Origin of the sequence: Nocardiopsis sp. LOL_012, from assembly GCF_048060475.1 — a bacterium.
Classification (GTDB): Bacteria; Actinomycetota; Actinomycetes; order Streptosporangiales; family Streptosporangiaceae; genus Nocardiopsis.
Map to the genome: position 1 here is coordinate 234,082 of NZ_JBHMIV010000002.1, position 18,469 is coordinate 252,550.

The 18,469-nt window shown below is 70.5% G+C and carries 15 protein-coding genes, 4 tRNA genes and 1 pseudogene; 7 read left to right on the top strand and 13 right to left on the bottom strand.

Annotation, left to right across the window (positions count from 1 at the left end; all coding sequences use genetic code 11):
• Positions 1-33 precede the first annotated feature (33 nt).
• Positions 34-1,944, top strand: a complete 1,911-nt coding sequence (locus ACFHWE_RS02495) for a recombinase family protein (RefSeq protein WP_416598916.1) — start codon at positions 34-36, stop codon at positions 1,942-1,944.
• Here the strand turns inward: ACFHWE_RS02495 and ACFHWE_RS02500 are convergent.
• The 4 genes from ACFHWE_RS02500 to ACFHWE_RS02515 all read right to left on the bottom strand — a co-directional run bounded on the left by ACFHWE_RS02500 (position 1,895) and on the right by ACFHWE_RS02515 (position 2,884).
• A tRNA-Val gene (locus ACFHWE_RS02500) sits at positions 1,895-1,971 on the bottom strand. The two genes, ACFHWE_RS02495 and ACFHWE_RS02500, sit on opposite strands and share 50 nt — an antisense overlap.
• Positions 1,972-2,030: 59 nt before the next feature.
• A tRNA-Gly gene (locus tag ACFHWE_RS02505) sits at positions 2,031-2,103 on the bottom strand.
• 65 nt (positions 2,104-2,168) lie between these two features.
• Positions 2,169-2,241 (bottom strand) — tRNA-Gly (locus ACFHWE_RS02510).
• A 211-nt stretch (positions 2,242-2,452) separates the two neighbouring features.
• Positions 2,453-2,884 carry a roadblock/LC7 domain-containing protein gene (locus tag ACFHWE_RS02515; protein WP_416598894.1) on the bottom strand — a complete coding sequence of 144 codons (432 nt, stop codon included), beginning with the start codon at positions 2,882-2,884 and terminating at the stop codon, positions 2,453-2,455.
• A gap of 366 nt (positions 2,885-3,250) precedes the next feature.
• Here ACFHWE_RS02515 and ACFHWE_RS02520 point away from each other — a divergent pair, with 366 nt between their 5' ends.
• Positions 3,251-4,093, top strand: coding sequence for an aminotransferase class IV (locus tag ACFHWE_RS02520; RefSeq protein WP_416598895.1), 843 nt, complete (start codon positions 3,251-3,253; stop codon positions 4,091-4,093).
• A gap of 67 nt (positions 4,094-4,160) precedes the next feature.
• Here the strand turns inward: ACFHWE_RS02520 and ACFHWE_RS02525 are convergent, their stop codons facing one another.
• Entirely contained in the window at positions 4,161-4,583 is a 423-nt protein-coding gene (locus ACFHWE_RS02525) for an SsgA family sporulation/cell division regulator (protein WP_028649742.1), read from the bottom strand.
• 470 nt (positions 4,584-5,053) lie between these two features.
• Between ACFHWE_RS02525 and ACFHWE_RS02530 the strand changes: the two genes are divergently transcribed.
• A tRNA-Val gene (locus ACFHWE_RS02530) sits at positions 5,054-5,127 on the top strand.
• 211 nt (positions 5,128-5,338) lie between these two features.
• On the opposite strand, the gene ACFHWE_RS02535 is transcribed toward ACFHWE_RS02530, so the two are convergent.
• Positions 5,339-5,632, bottom strand: a complete 294-nt coding sequence (locus tag ACFHWE_RS02535; RefSeq protein ID WP_416598896.1) for a PGPGW domain-containing protein — start codon at positions 5,630-5,632, stop codon at positions 5,339-5,341.
• Between the two features lie 534 nt (positions 5,633-6,166).
• On the opposite strand from ACFHWE_RS02535, the gene thrS reads away from it, so the two are divergent.
• The gene (gene thrS, locus ACFHWE_RS02540; protein WP_416598897.1) at positions 6,167-8,143 is read left to right on the top strand and encodes a threonine--tRNA ligase; all 1,977 of its coding nucleotides are present in this window, start codon (positions 6,167-6,169) and stop codon (positions 8,141-8,143) included.
• Between the two features lie 54 nt (positions 8,144-8,197).
• Here the strand turns inward: thrS and ACFHWE_RS02545 are convergent, their stop codons facing one another.
• The 5 genes from ACFHWE_RS02545 to ACFHWE_RS02565 all read right to left on the bottom strand — a co-directional run bounded on the left by ACFHWE_RS02545 (position 8,198) and on the right by ACFHWE_RS02565 (position 14,299).
• Positions 8,198-8,395, bottom strand: coding sequence for a hypothetical protein (locus tag ACFHWE_RS02545; protein WP_416598917.1), 198 nt, complete (start codon positions 8,393-8,395; stop codon positions 8,198-8,200).
• Positions 8,396-8,444: 49 nt separating this feature from the next.
• Positions 8,445-9,116 carry a hypothetical protein gene (locus tag ACFHWE_RS02550; protein WP_416598898.1) on the bottom strand — a complete coding sequence of 224 codons (672 nt, stop codon included), beginning with the start codon at positions 9,114-9,116 and terminating at the stop codon, positions 8,445-8,447.
• 303 nt (positions 9,117-9,419) lie between these two features.
• A complete protein-coding gene (locus ACFHWE_RS02555; RefSeq protein ID WP_416598899.1) occupies positions 9,420-10,577 on the bottom strand; it encodes an acyl-CoA dehydrogenase family protein in 1,158 nt (385 codons plus the stop codon).
• On the bottom strand, positions 10,574-12,664 hold the full coding sequence (locus ACFHWE_RS02560) for an acetyl/propionyl/methylcrotonyl-CoA carboxylase subunit alpha (RefSeq protein WP_416598900.1): 2,091 nt from the start codon (positions 12,662-12,664) through the stop codon (positions 10,574-10,576). Before ACFHWE_RS02560 ends, ACFHWE_RS02555 begins: the two co-directional genes overlap by 4 nt.
• Positions 12,665-12,673: 9 nt before the next feature.
• Positions 12,674-14,299: a carboxyl transferase domain-containing protein gene (locus ACFHWE_RS02565; protein ID WP_416598901.1), complete on the bottom strand. Its 1,626-nt coding sequence runs from the start codon at positions 14,297-14,299 to the stop codon at positions 12,674-12,676.
• 65 nt (positions 14,300-14,364) lie between these two features.
• Between ACFHWE_RS02565 and ACFHWE_RS02570 the strand changes: the two genes are divergently transcribed.
• Positions 14,365-14,994 (top strand): TetR/AcrR family transcriptional regulator, encoded by a 630-nt coding sequence (locus ACFHWE_RS02570; RefSeq protein ID WP_416598902.1) that lies wholly within the window; start codon positions 14,365-14,367, stop codon positions 14,992-14,994.
• A 283-nt stretch (positions 14,995-15,277) separates the two neighbouring features.
• Here the strand turns inward: ACFHWE_RS02570 and ACFHWE_RS02575 are convergent, their stop codons facing one another.
• Entirely contained in the window at positions 15,278-15,874 is a 597-nt protein-coding gene (locus ACFHWE_RS02575; protein WP_416598903.1) for a TetR/AcrR family transcriptional regulator, read from the bottom strand.
• A 173-nt stretch (positions 15,875-16,047) separates the two neighbouring features.
• On the opposite strand from ACFHWE_RS02575, the gene ACFHWE_RS02580 reads away from it, so the two are divergent.
• Together ACFHWE_RS02580 and ACFHWE_RS02585 are read left to right on the top strand one after the other, a co-directional pair.
• A complete protein-coding gene (locus ACFHWE_RS02580) occupies positions 16,048-17,046 on the top strand; it encodes a hypothetical protein (protein WP_416598904.1) in 999 nt (332 codons plus the stop codon).
• 135 nt (positions 17,047-17,181) lie between these two features.
• Positions 17,182-17,946, top strand: coding sequence for an SDR family NAD(P)-dependent oxidoreductase (locus ACFHWE_RS02585; RefSeq protein WP_416598905.1), 765 nt, complete (start codon positions 17,182-17,184; stop codon positions 17,944-17,946).
• Between the two features lie 83 nt (positions 17,947-18,029).
• Here ACFHWE_RS02585 and ACFHWE_RS02590 read toward each other — a convergent pair.
• Positions 18,030-18,469: pseudogene (locus ACFHWE_RS02590) on the bottom strand (hypothetical protein); the annotation flags it as partial.

An 18,469-nucleotide genomic window follows, 5' to 3' on the forward strand; every position in this document is an offset into this window, starting at 1 on the left:
ATCCTCTACCTCCGGGTCTCCTCCAAAAAGCAGATGGACACCGACGCCGACCATGACCCCGAAGGCAACTCCATCCCCACCCAGCGCGAGTGGACGCGAAACAAAGCGGCCGACATGGGCGTTCACGTCGCCCGCGAGTACGTCGAACCAGGTCGCAGTGCCACGAGCATCGACAAGCGCCCCATCTTCCAACAGATGATGGCTGACCTCCGTGCCCAGCACCGCCAGCGCGCCAAGACCGGCCAGCCACCCATCAAGTACGTCATCGTCTACATGATGAGCCGCGCCTTCCGGAACGCCCTGGAAGAACTCCTCACCAAGTCAGAGCTGGCCAAGATGGGCATCACTCTCATCTCCGCCAAAGAGAACTTTGGTGAGGGCTACCTCGGGGATGCCATGCAGGGCATCATGGCTATCTTCAACGAGCTACAAGTGCGCTCCAACGGCGAAGACGTCAAAACCAAGATGGCCAACAAGGCCAGAAACGGCGGCACCGTCGGCCGAGCCCTCATCGGCTACCTCAACGTCCGCCAGCGCCATGGGGGCAGGGAAGTCCGCACCGTGGGCATCGACCCGGAGCGTGGCCCGCTCATCCAAACCGCCTTCGAGCTCTACGCCACCGGCGACTACAGCCTGGCCGACCTCTCCGATGAGCTCTACGACCGCGGGCTTCGTACCAAACCCCGCAGTGATCGTCCCATGACCCAAGTCGGCACCAGCACCCTCGCCGAAGTCCTCCACGATCGCTACTACCTCGGCTACATCACCCACAAAGGCGAGGAGTACAAGGGGCGGCATGAACCGCTCGTCACTCCCGACCTCTTCGAGCGGGTGCAAACCATCCTGGATAGCCGTGCCGCTGCCAGTGAGCGCCGGAGGATCCACCACCATTACCTCAAAGGCTCGCTCTACTGCGGCCACTGCGACCGTGAACGTGCCACCGACAGCCGCATGATCCTCCAGCACACCACCAACCGCCACGGCACCACCTACACGCACTTCTTCTGCCGAGGCAAGCAAGAGCACCGCTGCACCAGCTCGTACATAAACCTTGTGTACGTCGAGGATGCCGTCGAGCGGCACTACGAAACCATCCGCTTCACGCCAGACTTCATCGCGACGGCGCGGACACACTTGGCAAGCACCATCGACGAAGAGCAAGCCTCCACCCAGCTCCTCCACCAGCAGCTCACCAAGGAGCTTCAAACCCTCGACACCAAGGAAGAGAACCTGCTCGACCTGGCCGCCGACGGTGAACTGCCACAAGGGAAGATCAAGGCACGGCTGAAGGACATCGCCCGACAGCGCGAACGACTCACCCAGAAACTGGGCAGTGCCACCAAAGACCTCAGCGAAGCCGCCCAGCAACTCGACCGCTGCCTCGCCAAGCTCACCGATCTGCCGGCGCTCTACCGAAGCTGCAACGACGAACAGCGCCGTCTCCTTAACCAAGCCATCTTCGAGCGGCTGTACATCGAGGAAGACGAGAGCCCTGACGCCCTGGGCGGCGCTGCCATCACCGGCCACCAGCTCAACGAGTCCTTCCGGCAACTGCACGCGGCACAGGTGGCGTACCGGCAGGCGCGCACAATGACGCCAAGCACGGATGATGGCGGCATTGACGCCAACTCCAGCGTCAACCTCAATGAGGGCCAGGCGGGCGACAGGACGGCCGACAACGCCTCGGCCCACCACGTGGCGAGCATCAGTGGCACCGAGGCGCCAGAGGGCGACACAAGCCACGACAGGGGCGAGCAAGCGCCGTACGACGCCCACAACGACAACAGGCCCCTCCCCGCAGTGGGGAAGGAGCCTGTGTCACTGAATCCCGTAGACGTCCTACTAGCCGATCTGCCCGGCATGCGGGAGGTCGTGGGTTCTAGTAAGGCGTCTATGGTGGGCGATACAGGATTCGAACCTGTGACCTCTACCGTGTCAAGGTAGCGCTCTAACCAACTGAGCTAACCGCCCGGCGACCTTCGCTCGTTCGGTGCGAGCGGGACCGTCTTGGGCCCGTGCGGGCCTCTTCGAGCGGACGACGGGATTCGAACCCGCGACCCTCACCTTGGCAAGGTGATGCTCTACCAGCTGAGCCACGTCCGCATATGATCGGGTGCTTGTCCCGAATCGGCACGACGCACCGGTTCGGCGCGCTCCACCGTTCTTCGAGCGGACGACGGGATTCGAACCCGCGACCCTCACCTTGGCAAGGTGATGCTCTACCAGCTGAGCCACGTCCGCGCGACGAGTCCTGCGGGCCTTCCGGCTGTTTCCGGGGCCCTGCTCGCTGCGTTGAAAACTCTAGCGGATTCCCGGCCGAGCGCGAAATCGGTCGACCTTCGCCTGTGCGTCACCCGCCCACACCTTCCACGGAGCCGAGCGTTCAGCGGAGCGTGCCCCGCGGGCCGTGTCCTCCCGCGGGTCCCCGCCTCCCGTGTGCACACCGACCGACTCAGCCCTCCACGTGGGCGGGGCTGGAGGGCATGTCGGGCCGCGGCGGTGCGGAGAGGTACTGGCCGACTCTCTCGATCACCTTGTTCATCTCGTAGGCGATCAGGCCCACGTCGCTGTCGGAGTCCGACATCAGGGCCATGCACGCCCCCTCGCCCGCTGCGGCCACGAAGAGGAAGGCCCGGTCCATCTCGATGATGCTCTGGCGGATGTCGCCGGCGGAGAACTGTTTGCTGGCTCCGCCCGCCAGGCTGTGCAGCCCCGAAGCGATCGCGGACAGGTGCTCGGCGGCAGGGTGGTCCAGGCCGCTGGAGGCGGCCATGAGGAGTCCGTCGGTGGAGAGAACGATGGCGTGCTGAGTGCCGGAGGCGCGCGTGAGGAGGTCGTCCAGCAGCCAGCCGAGTTCTCCGCGTGTGGTGCTCGTTGAAGTCATGGCTCTCTTCGCTCTGTCGTCGTTCGGGCGTGACGGGAAGGCGTGCTCTGCGGTCTCGGTGGGGGTTGGGGCGAGTGTGCGGCCCCGCATAAGCGTTGCCCAGATGATAGCCATTCGTAACTTATCTGTCTGTGCCTTCGCCGGGTGGCTTTGCTGTACGGGTGGAAGGGGAGATCCGTGACCAGTAGTGATGCCACGGGAGCCGTGTGTCGGAGGCCGTGCCGCGGCCGGAGTCGGACAGGGGTATTGCCAAGCCGCCATCTTCGGCGGTAGAGGACGGGCTCCTTCCCCGACCCGGTGCGACGGTGGGAGGATCGTTCGTGAGTCGCCGCACCGGGCAGCGCGTTCGAGAGCTGGGGGTTGGGCATGAGGGTGTGGATCGCCGGAGCCGGGTTCGGGAGCGGATCCGTCGTCGAAGCGGACCAGGCACGCATCTCCGTGTTCGATCACGGGATCACGGTCGGGGACGGCGTGTTCGAGACGGTGCGGGCCAGGGAGGGCCGCCCGTTCGCGCTCACCCGCCATCTGCGCAGGCTCGCCCGCTCCGCCGCCGGGCTGGGCATGGACGAGCCGGACCTGGAACTGGTCGCCGACGGTGTCGGACGGGCCCTGGCGGCCAACGCCGACGTCGTCGACGCCAGGGTGCGGATCACCGTCACCGACGGGGCCGGGCCCCTCGGCTCCGACCGCGCTCCGGGGGAGCAGACGGCCATCGTGGCGATCAGCCCCTTCCCCGAGGTCAAGCCGTCGGCCGACGTCGCCGTGGTGCCGTGGAAGCGCAACGAGTTCGACGCGCTCGCGGGGCTCAAGACCACCTCGTACGCGGGCAACGTCCGCGCGCTCGCCTACGCCGCCGAGCGGGGCGCCTCCGAGGCGCTCTTCGCCAACGTGAGCGGGAACCTGTGCGAGGGGACCGGCAGCAACGTGTTCGTGGTGGCGGACGGCAGGCTCCTCACCCCGCCGCTGTCGGCCGGGCCGTTGGCGGGCATCACCCGCGAGCTCGTCCTGGAGTGGTTCGGCGGAGAGGAGGAGGACGTCCCCATGGACCGGCTCCCCGAGTGCTCCGAGGCGTTCCTGACCTCCACCGGGCGCGACGTCCAGCCGATCCTGCGCATTGACGGCCGCCGGGTCTCACCGGAGGCCGGACCCGTCACGAGGAAGGCGGTGGCGGTGTTCGCGGAGCGCTCCGCCGAGCTGATCGATCCCTGACAGGCGCGCACGGGTGCGGGGGCCGCGTGGAGAACGCGGCCCCCGCACCCGTAGCGGGCGTGAGCGGTCAGGAGGCGAGGTGCTGCTGGATCTCCTCGTCCAGGTCCACGAAGGACGGCTCCTGGCCCGCGGGCACGATCTCGTAGGTGCGGTGGAGGAACTCGGCGAGCGGGGACACCTGGGTGTCGAACTCCGCCTGGCCGAAGGGGGAGGAGAGGGCGATGCTCACGGTGCGCTCGCCGTGCTCGTCCTTGGAGGGCCACACACGCACGTCGCCCTCGCCCACGGCGCGGACGATGCCGACCGTGAGCAGTTCGCGCGCGAAGATCCACTCGACCGGGTCCTCCTCACCGGTGTGGAAGGCCACGCGGACCGCGTACGGGTCGTTCGCGCTGTAGTCGGCGCGCGCGGCCAGGGGCACCGAGGCGCGTTCGGGGACCACGAGCCGCAGGCCCAGCTCGGCGGTGGCAGTGGTGTCGCTACTGTTCATGTTCGCCAAACCTTTTCTCGTCCGGCCCTGGTGCGCGCGGCACGGGTCGGTTGCCGTCTCACTCGCTCCAACGAGGCCGTCCGCGGACTATGACGTGAGTACGGGGACTTTCTTGGTCGGGTGGGACCGGTGGTGGTGCTGCCCGTTGGGGGTCAGCGCGCCGCATCACGGCATCCCGGTCCTTCGTCACTGTAATGACCAGGAGAAACAAAAGATTTCCCAACCCCGGGTGGCCCACGTCACGCCAGAGTAATGAAGAGGTGTCCTCCATGGTGCGGCGGGGTGCGGGAACCCCGCGTTGCGCCGGTGTTTCGGTGCCGGGTCGCGGCATTGAAGAGAACATGCCGGCATTGTCCTGTGATCTGCGTCACACGCCCTGAGGGTGGCGGGCGATGAGTGCTCCGAGCACCCCCGAACATGCGCTAGAGTCTTTGTTGTCCGGCTCGGGAGGGCCGGAAAGCAGCAGGTCCGGGCGATTAGCTCAGTTGGCTAGAGCGCGTCGTTCACACCGACGAGGTCACTGGTTCGAGTCCAGTATCGCCCACGGACTGAGGACGACCCCGCTCGGGGGCCTTCGGCCACCTTGCCGGGTCGTCCTTTGTGTTTTCGGGGGCGACCCCCCGAGCCCCCCGGTGTGCCGCTCGGCCTGGCGGCCGTCGCGCTTCGCGCCCGCGGCCGGTGCCGGGGGTGTGGGCGGACTCCTGAGATACGACACGAGGACCCGCCTCCCGCTCCATTGAGAGCCTGCGGGTCGCCTATTCGACGGCGGGGGGCTTCTTGCCCGTCGCGCGCCGCTCGCGGTAGCGCCGCAGGAGGTCGTTCTTGATCCGCTCCCCGTGCTTCTCGGCGATACGGAACCACCGGCGGGTCGGACGCAGGAGGCGGTGGGCCCAGCCGAACTCGGTACTGAGGATGAGCAGCCCGAGGATGACCCCCGCGGCGCCAGGGCCGGGGGTCACCAGCATGACCGTTCCCGCCAAGATGACGAGTGTGCCGACCACCCCGACCCCGATCCGCCAGGGCAGGTGCAGCACCGGGTGGGCGTGCATACGGCGCCGAAAGAGTCGGAGGTGCGCGCGCATCCTCCGCCAGCGGCGGACGCGCACACGCTTGGGGGATGTCTCCGGGGCCGGCGGTCCGTGGGAAGGGCTCGGTGACATGCGCTCACATTATTCGGTCGAGGCAAGTGGGCGATTGGGTCTGTGGGGCAGCGGTCGGATGTCTGCTGATTGTCACCGATCTCGGGGCGGCGATCAATCCTCTCCGGCCGGGTTGTGCATGTCGCCTGCGCATGCCCCCTGCCGCCTCGACGTTCCGTGGCACGGTGTGTGCGGATCGACCGCCGACCGCCGTTTCCGTGCGTGTGGCACTGTGCCCGGTATGGCCGAATCCCGCGACCGAATCACGCCGTTCCGCGACGGGCGTCCGCGTCCGGTACGGACCCCGGACACGGCCCGGGCGGCCTGTGGACAACGTGGAGCGCCCCGCGCGGGCAGCCGATACCATCGGACCCGAAACGCCCTCCCGCCCCCGTGAGCGGCGGGTACGGGCGCCGACCGACGAACCAATCCCTAGGAGTCACCGTGTCCGCCGCGCCTGAGCTGCACATCACCCTCGCCGGAACCCCGCGTGCGGTGGCGGCCACGACCACGGCGGGCCAGGCGCTGGAGGCCGACGGCAGGACCGTCATCGCGGCCGTGGTCAACGGCCGACAGCGCGACCTCGCCTGGGAACTGGCCGACGGCGACACAGTCGAACCGATCGCCATCGACTCCGAGGAGGGGCGGGCGATCCTGCGCCACTCCACCGCGCACGTGCTCGCCCAGGCCGTCCAGGAGCTCTTCCCCGAGGCCAAGCTGGGCATCGGCCCGCCCGTGGAGAACGGCTTCTACTACGACTTCGACGTCGCCGAGCCCTTCACCCCCGCCGATCTGAAGGCCATCGAGAAGCGGATGCAGCAGATCATCAAGCAGGGGCAGCGCTTCGACCGCCGGGTCGTCACCGACGAGGAGGCCCGCGCCGAGCTGGCCACCGAGCCCTACAAGCTGGAACTGATCGACATCAAGGGCAGCTCCGCTGCCGACGCCGCCGAGGGCGCCTCCGCCGAGGTGGGCGCCGGCGAGCTGACCATCTACGACAACGTCCACCCGCGCACCGGCGAGCAGTGCTGGAAGGACCTGTGCCGCGGCCCGCACCTGCCCACCACCAGGGTCGTCCCGGCCTTCAAGCTCATGCGCACCGCCGCGGCCTACTGGCGCGGCAAGGAGACCAACCCGCAGCTCCAGCGCGTGTACGGCACCGCCTGGGAGACCAAGGACGCGCTCAAGGCCTACCTCACCTTCCTGGAGGAGGCGGAGAAGCGCGACCACCGCAAGCTCGGCTCCGAGCTGGACCTGTTCTCCATCCCCGACGAGATCGGCTCCGGCCTGGCCGTCTTCCACCCCAAGGGCGGCGTCATCCGCCGCGTGATGGAGGACTACTCGCGCAAGCGCCACGAGGAGTCCGGCTACGAGTTCGTCTACACCCCGCACGCCACCAAGAGCACGCTCTTCGAGAAGTCCCAGCACCTCTCCTGGTACGCGGATGGCATGTACCCCCCCATGCAGCTCGACGGCGGTCAGGACTACTACCTGAAGCCGATGAACTGCCCGATGCACAACCTGATCTTCGACGCGCGCGGGCGCTCCTACCGCGAGCTGCCGCTGCGCCTGTTCGAGTTCGGCACCGTGTACCGGTACGAGAAGTCGGGTGTGGTGCACGGCCTCACCCGCGCCCGCGGCTTCACCCAGGACGACGCGCACATCTACTGCACCAAGGAGCAGATGGCCGACGAACTGGACTCGCTGCTGACCTTCGTGCTGGACCTGCTGCGCGACTACGGCCTGGAGGACTTCTACCTGGAGCTGTCCACCAAGGACCCGGAGAAGTACGTGGGCGGGGACGAGGTGTGGTCCGAGGCCACCGACACCCTGCGCCAGGCCGCCGAGAAGCAGGGCCTGGAACTGGTCATGGACCCGGGCGGCGCCGCCTTCTACGGCCCGAAGATCTCGGTGCAGGCCAAGGACGCCATCGGTCGCACCTGGCAGATGTCCACCATCCAGTTGGACTTCAACCTGCCCGAGCTGTTCGACCTGGAGTACACCGCCGCCGACGGCACCCGCCAGCGGCCGGTGATGATCCACCGCGCCCTGTTCGGCTCCATCGAGCGGTTCTTCGCCGTCCTGCTGGAGCACTACGCGGGCGCCTTCCCGGCCTGGCTCGCCCCGGTACAGGCGGTCGGTATCCCCATCGCCGACGAGCACGTGCCCTACCTGCGCGAGGTCCAGGCGAAGCTGCGCGCGGAGGGCATCCGCGTGGAGGTGGACGCCGGCGACGACCGCATGCAGAAGAAGATCCGCAACGCCCAGAAGCAGAAGGTGCCCTTCATGCTGCTGGCCGGCGACGACGACATCGGCAAGAACGCCGTGTCCTTCCGCTACCGCGACGGCTCCCAGAACAACGGTGTGCCGGTCGACGAGGCGGTCGCCGAGATCGTGGCGGCCGTGCGCGAGCGTCGCTGACGCAGGTCGAGAGCGCCCGCCCGGGATTCCGGGCGGGCGCTCGGTCCCGAGCCCTCAGTCGTCTCTGAACAGGCCCTTGCGGTAGGTGCCGGGGTTGGGCTCGGGGTCCGGTGCGGTCTCCTCGTCATCGTCCTTGAAGAGGTCTTCGCGGGAGATACGGGCGGTGGAATTGGGGTCCGGTGCGGTCTCCTCGTCATCGTCCTTGAAGAGGTCTTCGCGGGAGATGCGGTGTGTGGAGTCGGGATCACTCATACGGCGGATTTTAACCGCCCTGTACAGGGGGCATCGCCTGCTCCGCCGGTCAGCGGCTGGTGGGACGTCCGGTCCAGACCGCGGGGGGAACCCGCCCGACCAGGTCGATCAGGTAGTCGGCGGCGGTCAGGGCCCGATCGGGGTCCAGCCGGGTCGTGGCCCAGGTGAGGACGTGGTCGCCGGAGAAGCGCACCGGCAGTGAGCGGGACCGCGGATCGGCCAGCAGCCAGTCCGTGACGCGTCTGCGCAGGACGGCCCGGGTGAAGGCGATGTCGCTGCCGCTGGTGTGGAAGGTCTCGTCGAACACGGCGTCCAGACCGCTCCCCGGTTCCGTGGACCGGAACGGGTCCCGCCGCCGGATCTCCAGCTCGGCGTTGGGGCCGGGGGTGCGAACCGCCACGATGCGGTAGGTGTGCCGGTGGCGCCTGTCCCCGGGTGCCGAGGCCGGGTGTGTGTGCGTGTGCTCGAAGACGGTCACCTCGTGGCCGCCGCGCCTTCCGGTGAGCACGTGCCGGGAGCGCCCGCCCCGGCCGCCGATCGCGTGGGGCAGGTGGGCGCCGTCGAGCGGCGCGGATCTGTGCTCGCTGTAGTGCCAGCCGTGGTTGCGGGCCCAGGCGCGGAGCCAGGCCGCGCGGTTCTGCGGGAAGTGTGCGCCGAACACGATCGCGGCGGCGGCCAGCACGACGGCCGCCAGCGAGATCGCCGACAGAACGCCTTCCATCGGGTACTCCTCCGACGGGGAACAGGGACCGGCCGTGCGCCCGTGGCGGGGCCGCTGGCAGCGGAACGGGAGGGGCCCGGTTGTCAGGGGGGCCCGGTGTGGCCGTACGGACCCCATTGTGTTCCTCGGAGGGCCGGTTGTCACCCCTTGTTCACCGGATGACCGGCGGTCCCGCCCCGCAGGAGGTGCCCGCGCTGGACGCGGTGCCTGTTCTGTCGCCGAGGTTCGCAGCAGGGAGAAACTGGGGCACGAGGTTCGCCTTGAGGAGAACCTCGGCCCCTGTCGGGCACCTTCCACCGACGCTCACGCGGGAAGTCCCAGCTCGCGGGCGATGAGCATGCGCTGCACCTCGCTGGTGCCCTCGCCGATCTCCAGGATCTTGGCGTCCCGGTAGAACCGGCCCACCGGGAACTCGTTCATGAACCCGTACCCGCCGAACACCTGTGTGGCCTCGCGCGCGTTGTCCATCGCCGCGTTCGAGGCCACCAGTTTGGCGATCGCGGCCTGTCTCTTGAACGGCTCGCCCGCCAGCATCCTGGAAGCGGCGTCGTAGTAGGCCAGCCGGGCGGTGTGCGCGCGGCTCTCCATGTCGGCGATCTTGAACTGGATCGCCTGGTAGGCCCCGATGCTGTGCCCGAAGGCCCTGCGCTCACGGGCGTAGCGCACGCTCTCGTCCACGCACCCCTGGGCCAGCCCGACGGAGAGCGCCGCGATCGCGATGCGCCCCTCGTCCAGGATGCGCAGGAACTGGGCGTACCCCCGCCCGCGCTCGCCGACCAGGTTGGCCTCCGGCACCCGGCAGTCGTCGAACACCAGCTCGTTGGTGTCGGAGGCGTTCCACCCCACCTTGGAGTAGTGCTGCCCGACCGTGAACCCGGGGGTGCCCGCCGGGACCAGGACGGCGGAGATCTCCGGCCCACCGCCCTCCCGCTCGCCGGTCACCGCGGTGACGGTGACCAGGGAGGTGATGTCGGTGCCGGAGTTGGTGATGAACGCCTTGGTCCCGTTGATCACCCACTGCCCCTCCGCCACGTGCGCGGTGGTCTTCGTGGCGCCCGCGTCCGAACCCCCGTCCGGCTCGGTCAGGCCGAACGCCCCCAGCGCCTCGCCCCGGCACAGCGCCGGAAGGTAGGTCTCCTTCTGCTCCCGCGAGCCGAACCGGTGGATCGGCATCGCCCCCAGCGACACCCCGGCCTCCAGGGTGATGGCCACGGAGGAGTCCACCCGCGCCAGCTCCTCCAGGGCCAGGCACAGCGCGAAGTAGTCCCCGCCCATCCCGCCGTACTCCTCGGGGAAGGGCAGCCCGAACAGCCCCATCCGCCCCATCTTGGCGACGATGCCGTAGGGGAAGGCGCCGCGCTCGTAGAAGTCGCCGATCACCGGTGCCACCTCGGTGCGGGCGAACTCCTCCACGGCGGCCCGCAGGTCGGCGTGCTCGGTGGACAGTCCGTGACGGTTCAATCCCGGTGCTCCTCGCTGGTGGTCGCGGACGGGTCCGCGGCGGATCCGTCGCCGTGCTGTTCGACGGTGACCAGCGGGGCGTCCATGGGTACGGACGCCCCGGGTGCGACCGCGACGGCCGCGACGGTCCCGTCGACGGGGGAGGGCACGGAGTGCTCCATCTTCATGGCCTCGACCACCGCCACGGGGGTGCCGACGGTGACGTGCTGGCCGACCCGGACGGGCACGGCCAGCACCGTCCCGGGCATGGGGCTGCGCACGGTGCCGTCGGCGGTGTCGGCGTCGGAGCGCAGGGCGGCGGCCACCGGCTCCTCGTGGAGGGTCCAGGCGGTGCCGTCCGCACCGAGCCACCGGTGGGCGGTGGCCGGGTCGTGGGCGCGCGCGTAGGTGCGCAGCCGTCCGTCGTGGTCCACGGTCAGACGGGTGCCGTCGGCGGATCGGTGTGCGCGGGCGGGTTCGGGCGGGCCGTCCCCCACACGGACCAGGAACGTCCCGGGGCCGCTGCGCTGGACGTGCACGACCGTGGAGTCGAGGCGGGGTGCGCGCAGCCGCCAGCGGGTCCAGGCGGGGCCGCCGATCCGCCAGTTGTCCGGGACGGCGAACCGGTCGGCTGGTGCGGGGTCGTCGGCGGCCAGGTCCAGTTGGTGGTCGAGCGCGGCGGCTGCGTACACCGCGGGCGGGACGGCCTCCGGGGCGGGCTCGGGCGGGTCGGTCTCGACGAGGTCGGTGGACAGGTCCCCCGACACCACGCGGGGGTGGCGCAGCAGACGGCGCAGGAACGCGGTGTTGGTGACGCACCCCAGCAGCAGGTATCCGGACAGGGCGTCGTCCATCCGCAGCAGTGCCTGGGCGCGGTCGGTCCCCCAGGTGACGACCTTGGCCAGCATGGGGTCGAACGAGGAGGTGACCTCGCCGCCCTCGGTGATCCCCGACTCCACGCGCACCAGCGGGCCGCGGGGTTCGGCCAGCGACAGGACGGGGCCGCCGCTGGGCAGGAAGCCGCGGTCGGCGTCCTCGGCGTAGACGCGTGCCTCCACCGCGTGCCCGCGCAGGGACACGTCGGCCTGGCCGAAGGGCAGGGGTTCGCCCAGGGCCACCCGCAGTTGCAGTTCCACCAGGTCGATACCGCGCACCCCGTCGATGGCCACGACCTCCTCTGTGACGGGGTGCTCCACCTGGAGGCGGGTGTTCATCTCCAGGAACGAGAAGGACAGGGAGCCGTCGGCGTCGGCGTCGGCGATGAACTCCACCGTGCCCGCGCCCGTGTAGCCGCAGGCGCGGGCGGCGGCTACGGCGGACTCGCCCATGAGGGCGCGCTGGTCGGCGCTCAAGAGCGGGGAGGGCGCCTCCTCGACGATCTTCTGGTGGCGCCGTTGCAGGCTGCACTCGCGTTCGCCCAGGTGGAGGGTGGTGCCGTGGGTGTCGGCCAGAACCTGGACCTCGATGTGGCGGGGCCGCCGGACGAGGCGCTCCACCAGCAGGGTGGGGTCGCCGAAGGCGGTGGCGGCCTCCCTGCGTGCGGCGGCGGCCGCGGCGGGCAGGTCCTTGGGGGAGTGGACGGCGCGCATGCCCTTGCCGCCGCCTCCGGCGGAGGGTTTGACGAGCAGCGGGTAGCCGGTCCGCTCGGCGGCGTCGAGGAGTTCGGCGTCGGTGAGGGGGCGTCCGGGCTCCTCGGCGAAGCCGGGCAGGACCGGGACCCCGGCCCCGGTGACGGTCTCCTTGGCGCGGATCTTGTCGCCCATGGCGTCGATGGCCGCGGGGGGAGGGCCGACGAACACCAGTCCGGCGTCGGCGCAGGCGCGGGCGAAGGCGGCGTTCTCCGACAGGAACCCGTAGCCGGGGTGGACCATCGTCGCACCGCCCTCCACCGCCGCGGCGGTGATCGCCGCGGCGTCCAGGTAGCCGGGGACGCGCAGCGCCCGGTCGGCCGCCAGGGTGTGCGGGGCGCGGGCGTCGGCGTCGGTGTAGACGGCCACCGAGCCCAGGCCCATGCGGCGCAGGGTGCGCATGACGCGCAGGGCGATCTCACCGCGGTTGGCCACCAGGACGGCCGCCGTGCGGGCCGCGGTCGGGGGTGTCGTCGTCATGGCGGGTCCTCACATCCGGAAGACGCCGTAGCCCACCGGCTCCAGCGGTGCGTGGCGGGCGGCGGACAGGGCCAGGGCGAGCACGTCGCGGGTGTCGGCGGGGTCGATGACGCCGTCGTCCCACAGGCGGGCTGTGGAGTAGTAGGGGTCGCCCTGGCGCTCGTACTGCTCGCGCACGGGCGCCTTGAACGCCTCCTCCTCTTCATCGGACCACGCCTGGCCGCGTGCCGCCAGCCGGTCGCGCCGGACTGTGGACAGCACCGAGGCGGCCTGTTCACCGCCCATGACCGAGACGCGGGCGTTCGGCCACATCCACAGGAACCGGGGGGAGTAGGCGCGGCCGCACATGCTGTAGTTGCCCGCGCCGAAGGAGCCGCCGATGACCACGGTGAACTTGGGTACGCGCGCGCACGCCACGGCGGTGACCATCTTGGCGCCGTGCTTGGCGATGCCCCCGGCCTCGTAGTCGCGGCCGACCATGAACCCGGAGATGTTCTGGAGGAAGACCAGGGGGACGGAGCGCCGGTCGCACAGTTCGATGAAGTGGGCGCCCTTGAGCGCGGACTCGGCGAACAGGATGCCGTTGTTGGCGACGATGCCCACGGGGTGGCCGTGCAGGTGAGCGAACCCGGTGACCAGGGTGGTGCCGTACTCGGCCTTGAACTCGGTGAACTCGCTGCCGTCCACCAGCCGTCCGACGACCTCGCGCACGTCGTAGGGGACGCGGGTGTCGGCGGGCACCACCCCCTGGAGTTCGGCGGGGTCCATCCTGGGCGGGCGGGGTTCGCGCACCTCCCAGGCGGGCGGGCCGGGCGGCCCCAGGGTGTCGGCGATGCGGCGGACGACGGTCAGGGCGTGGGCGTCGTCGTCGGCCAGGTGGTCGGTGACGCCGGAGACGCGCGAGTGCAGGTCGCCGCCGCCCAGCTCCTCGGCGGTGACGACCTCGCCGGTGGCGGCCTTGACCAGGGGCGGGCCGCCGAGGAAGACGGTGCCCTGGTCGCGCACGATGACCGCCTCGTCGCTCATCGCGGGAACGTAGGCGCCGCCGGCCGTGCACGATCCCAGGACCGCCGCGATCTGCGGGATGCCCAGCCGGGACATGGTGGCCTGGTTGTAGAAGATGCGGCCGAAGTGCTCGCGGTCGGGGAACACCTCGTCCTGCATGGGTAGGAACGCTCCACCGGAGTCGGCGAGGTAGACGCACGGGAGGTGGTTGTGCAGGGCCACCTCCTGTGCGCGCAGGTGCTTCTTGACCGTCACGGGGTAGTAGCTGCCGCCCTTGACGGTGGCGTCGTTGGCGACCACGACGACGGTGCGGCCCGACACGCGTCCCACGCCCGCGATCATCCCGGCGCCGGGCGCGTCGTGTCCGTCCTCGCCGTAGAGCCCGTAGCCGGCCAGCGGGGCGATCTCCAGGAAGGGGGAGCCGGGGTCCAGGAGGAGGTCGACGCGGTCGCGCGGCAGGAGTTTGCCGCGTTCGACGTGGCGAGTCCGCACTCGTTCCGGTCCGCCCAGCGCGGCTTTCGCGATCCGCTCGCGCAACAGGCGGGCGAGGGCGCGGTGGGACTCCGCGTTGGCGGTGAACGCGGGGCCGGCGGTGTCCACCGCCGAGGCGAGCACGGGTGCCCTGCTCATAGCGTCCTCTCGGAGAGGGTGTTAACGCGCACTAACCACTGTGATGTTAATAACTACTAACATGGGTGTCCAGCACCGGCGTGGTGCAGTCGGGAACGGGGGTGGCGACGGTGTCCGAACCGGTGTCCGAGCGCCGGGCGGCGATCCTCAGGGCCGCCGCCGTGCTCTTCGCCGAACGCGGCTTCCACGGTGCGACCATCGACGAACTCGGCCGGGCCGTGGGGACCTCCGGTCCGGCGCTGTACCGCCACTTCGCGGGCAAGGAGGCGCTGCTCGCGGAGGTCCTGGTGGACGTCAGCGAGCGGCTGTCCCGGTGGGGCGGGGAGCTGGTCGCTCGCTCCGGTACACCGGAGCAGGCCCTGGAGTCCCTGCTGCGCGGGCACATCGCCTTCGCACTGGACGAGCCGGCGCTCATCACGGTGCACGACCGCGAACTCGGCCACCTCGCCGAGGGTGCCCGGCACCGGGTGCGCCGCCTCCAGCGCGGCTACGTGGAGGTGTGGGTCGACGTACTCGCACGGCTGCGGCCCGGCGCTGGACGGGTGCGCCTGCGCGCCGCCGTGCACGCCGTCTTCGGGCTGCTCAACTCCACCCCGCACAGCCACGGCGAGCTGTCCCGTGAGGCGATGGCCGAGCTGCTGCTGGTCATGGGCACCGCCGCGCTGCTGACCGAGCCCGGGGCCGCCCCTCGGTAGGCCTCGTCCCTGGAGTCCCATGGACTCGGGCGCTCGCGTTGACCGTGGCTTTGCACGGCTCAGGGTAGGTCGCGACCACAGGAGACACCGGACGCCTCAGAGGAGGCCCGTGGCCCGCAGGGGCGCCGATCGTGCGAGAGGCGAAGGACCCCTTCCACGGCCGACGGACCGAGCGCGCACGGCCCACCGGGCAGCACCGCATTGACCCCGGCATCGGGGCGCGCGTGCGGTTCGAGTCAAGGGCAACCGACCGCGAACGTACGGCGGTGGCGGTGCCCCTCCTTCACCGGACGACGGTCCGGTCCAGGCAGCCCAGCCCCGCGGCGGTCTTCTCCAGGGCGATGCGGATGAGGCCTCCCATGCCCTCCGACTCCTCCGTCATGCCCGCCTGGCGCTCGGAGGCCACCCGCAGGATGGCGTTGAACGTCGCGGCCTGGAGGCGCACGGTCAGGTCGTCGGGCCCGGCCCCGGCGCGCTCGGCGAAGACCCGGGCGAAGACCTCCTCCGCCTCGTGGTGCACCTGGAGCCAGACCGCCATGAGGTCGGGCTCGGTGCGCGTCATGCGGATGAGGGCGACCATGGGGCGCTCGTCGGGAGAGGGGGCCTCCGAGAAGAGCCCCTCGCGTTCCAGGTGGTCGATGAGCCGGGTGCCGGGCGGCCAGGAGCGCAGGTGCTCGGCCATGGCGTCCAACCCGGTGGTCAGCAGCGGGCGGACGCAGCCCTCCTTGCTGGGGAAGTAGCGCCACAGGGTGCGGGTCGAGATACCGACGGCGTCGGCGATGTCGGCGCCGGTGGTCGCCGAGACGCCCTTCTCCGCGAACAGGCGGACCGCCGCCCGGGCGATCTGTTCGCGCACCAGCGCCCGGCGCTTCTCGCTCATGGGCGGACGGCCCCGCCCGTTCCGCTCGGACGTGGTCCCTTCCCCGCTCACCGGTGCCCTCATCATCCGCTTCCCCGTCGACGACAGGCCCAGGGTAGGGGGAGTGGGCCCGCTGGAGACGGCTGCTCCTTTCTGATGTCTGGTATGTCACGCGAGTTCGGTATAAGGATCCGATGATCATCGACAAGATCCTCCGTTTCCTTGGCCTCAGGACTTCCGCGCCCTTGGAGAAGGGCCCGGTCTGGGACGACCCCGAACTCGAACGCGTTCTCCCCGCCCTCGCCGCGGGCGACCTGGCCGCAGGTCTGGCCCTGTTGCGCGCCTCGGTGGACGACCCCGCCCTGCGCTCGGTCCGGGTCGAGGTCCTCAGCGACGCCGCCCTCCCCCGTATCGAGGCCCTCGCCGGCCTGGCCGCCGACGGGGACGCCGACGTCCTGCTGTGGCTGGGGTCCGCTCGGGTCCGTGCCGCCTGGGAGATCCGTGGCGCGTCCCGGGCTCGCTATGTGGGGGAGGAGCGCTTCCGGCGGTTCTGGGCCGCGCTGGAGGGGGCGGCCGAACCACTCATGCTCGCCGCCCGGCTGCGCCCGGAGGACCCCGAGCCGTGGAACTGCCTGCAGTGGTTCGGCCTCGGCATGCAGTTGCCCCGCGAGGACCTGGACCGCATGTGGATGGAGCTGTGCTCGCGCGACTCCCAGCACGTCTCCGGGCACTTCTCGCGCACCCAGGTGCTCTGCCCCAAGTGGCAGGGCAGCCACGAGGAGCTGTTCCGCTTCGCGCGCGACACCGTGGCCATGGCCGGCCCCGGCGACCCCCGGCTGGGCGTCCTGGCCGTCGCCCACTTCGAGAACCTCGGGGGAGAACTGGGGGACGTCGACATCCGTCCGGTCGACTTCGCCCGCCAGTACTACTCCGACCCGGACGTGGCCGCCGAACTCGCCCGGACGGCCGACCGCTGGTTGCAGGTCCCGACACAGCACCCGCTGGCGGGTATGCCCGCACACTACCTGGGCGCCTCCGCCTACTACGGCGGCGACGAGGGGCGGGCCCGGTTCCTGCTGTCGCGTGCCGGGGCCCGGGTCCCGGAGTGGTCGCCGTGGTCGCTGGAGTACCACGACGAGCGCGTCTCCTACCGGCGGGCCCGCCAGAGGCTCGGCCTGGCCCCGGCCGTGTAGTGAGGGGCGGCTGCCGGGGCGGCCTGGACAATATGTGTCCTCAAGGGACAAAATGTCGCTGAGCGACAATAAATCAGGTGCTGTTGTGGCGGGCACGCGCCCGCCGCCCGGCTGTCGGCAGGAAGGACGTCCCCCATGGACCTGGGACTGAAGGACAAGAAGGTCATCGTCACCGGAGGCGCCTCCGGTATCGGCCGCTCGGCCGCCCGCATGTTCGCCGAGGCGGGCGCGTCGGTGCTCGTCGCCGACCTCAACGAGTCCGCCACGCAGGAGACCGTCCGGGAGCTGGGGGCCACCGGTGCGACCGTCGCGTCCGTGGTCGGCGACCTCAGCGCCCCCGAGACCGTCCAGCGAGTCGTGGACAGCGCCCTGGTCGAGCTCGGCGGCATCGACGTCCTGGTCAACAACGCCGGGATCATGGACGACATGGCGGCCACCGCCGACGTCACCGACGCCTCCTGGGAGCGGCTGCTGCGCATCAACCTCACCGCGCCCTTCCTGCTCACCCGTGCCGTCCTGCCGCACATGAAGGAGAAGGGCGCCGGGTCGATCGTCTTCACCGCCTCCGAGGCGTCCCTGCGCGGCAGCGCCGCCGGAACCGCCTACACCGTGTCCAAGCACGCCGTCGTGGGCCTGGTGAAGTCGACCGCGGTCATGTACCGCGACGCGGGCATCCGGGTCAACGCCGTCGCCCCCGGCGGCACTGCCACCAACATCTACAACGACATGCAGATCAGCGAGAGCGAGGGCCCGGCCGTCGTTGGCAAGTACGGTGCCAACATCGGCCGCGTCGCCGAGTCCGACGAGCTCGCCTCGACACTGGTGTTCCTGGCCTCCGACGCCGCCAGCAACGTCAGCGGCACCATCCTGCCCGTGGACAACGGCTGGTCCGCGGTCTGACCCGCGCGAGCGCGGCCGGGGCGCGGTGGACACGGCAAGGCCCTCCGGAGCGGATGCTCCGGAGGGCCGGTACGCGTCTTCCACTACTGGGACTCGGTCGCGCTCAGGGCGTCCAGAACTGCCACCGGGTCGTGGAACCCCATCAGGCGGTCGACCGCCTGGACAGCGTTCGGGCGGCTGAGTACTTCCACCGTCTCGGGGTCGCTGAGCAGCGCGACGGCCTTCTCGTCCTGAAGGAGTTCGCGTGCCTCGGGGGACAGGTCCCCGACCGTGTCACCCACGGGGTCCGCGGTGCTCCCGACCGTGTCGCCGACGGTGTCGGTCGCGGGGACCTCGCCGGTCGCGCCCTCCACGGTGTCCTGTACGGCCGTGTCCGGGGCGTTCTCCACCGGGTCGGTGGCGGTGGTGGGTGTCTCGGTGGCGGGGTCGGTGGCCGTCTCGGCGGGGACGGCTTCGGCCGCCTCGGTCGCGGGGACCTCGCCGGTCGCGCCCTCCACGGTGTCCTGTACGGCCGTGTCCGGGG

What these genes read in the sequence shown, in the direction of transcription:
- ACFHWE_RS02545 (WP_416598917.1), bottom strand. Translation starts at nt 8,395, where the DNA reads ATGAGTGATCCCGACTCCACACACCGCATCTCCCGCGAAGACCTCTTC.
- ACFHWE_RS02560 (WP_416598900.1), bottom strand. Translation starts at nt 12,664, where the DNA reads ATGACGACGACACCCCCGACCGCGGCCCGCACGGCGGCCGTCCTGGTG.
- ACFHWE_RS02525 (WP_028649742.1), bottom strand. Translation starts at nt 4,583, where the DNA reads ATGAACAGTAGCGACACCACTGCCACCGCCGAGCTGGGCCTGCGGCTC.
- ACFHWE_RS02495 (WP_416598916.1), top strand. Translation starts at nt 34, where the DNA reads ATGGACACCGACGCCGACCATGACCCCGAAGGCAACTCCATCCCCACC.
- ACFHWE_RS02565 (WP_416598901.1), bottom strand. Translation starts at nt 14,299, where the DNA reads ATGAGCAGGGCACCCGTGCTCGCCTCGGCGGTGGACACCGCCGGCCCC.
- ACFHWE_RS02515 (WP_416598894.1), bottom strand. Translation starts at nt 2,884, where the DNA reads ATGACTTCAACGAGCACCACACGCGGAGAACTCGGCTGGCTGCTGGAC.
- ACFHWE_RS02535 (WP_416598896.1), bottom strand. Translation starts at nt 5,632, where the DNA reads ATGCACGCCCACCCGGTGCTGCACCTGCCCTGGCGGATCGGGGTCGGG.
- ACFHWE_RS02520 (WP_416598895.1), top strand. Translation starts at nt 3,251, where the DNA reads ATGAGGGTGTGGATCGCCGGAGCCGGGTTCGGGAGCGGATCCGTCGTC.
- ACFHWE_RS02585 (WP_416598905.1), top strand. Translation starts at nt 17,182, where the DNA reads ATGGACCTGGGACTGAAGGACAAGAAGGTCATCGTCACCGGAGGCGCC.
- ACFHWE_RS02580 (WP_416598904.1), top strand. Translation starts at nt 16,048, where the DNA reads ATGATCATCGACAAGATCCTCCGTTTCCTTGGCCTCAGGACTTCCGCG.
- ACFHWE_RS02575 (WP_416598903.1), bottom strand. Translation starts at nt 15,874, where the DNA reads ATGAGCGAGAAGCGCCGGGCGCTGGTGCGCGAACAGATCGCCCGGGCG.
- ACFHWE_RS02550 (WP_416598898.1), bottom strand. Translation starts at nt 9,116, where the DNA reads ATGGAAGGCGTTCTGTCGGCGATCTCGCTGGCGGCCGTCGTGCTGGCC.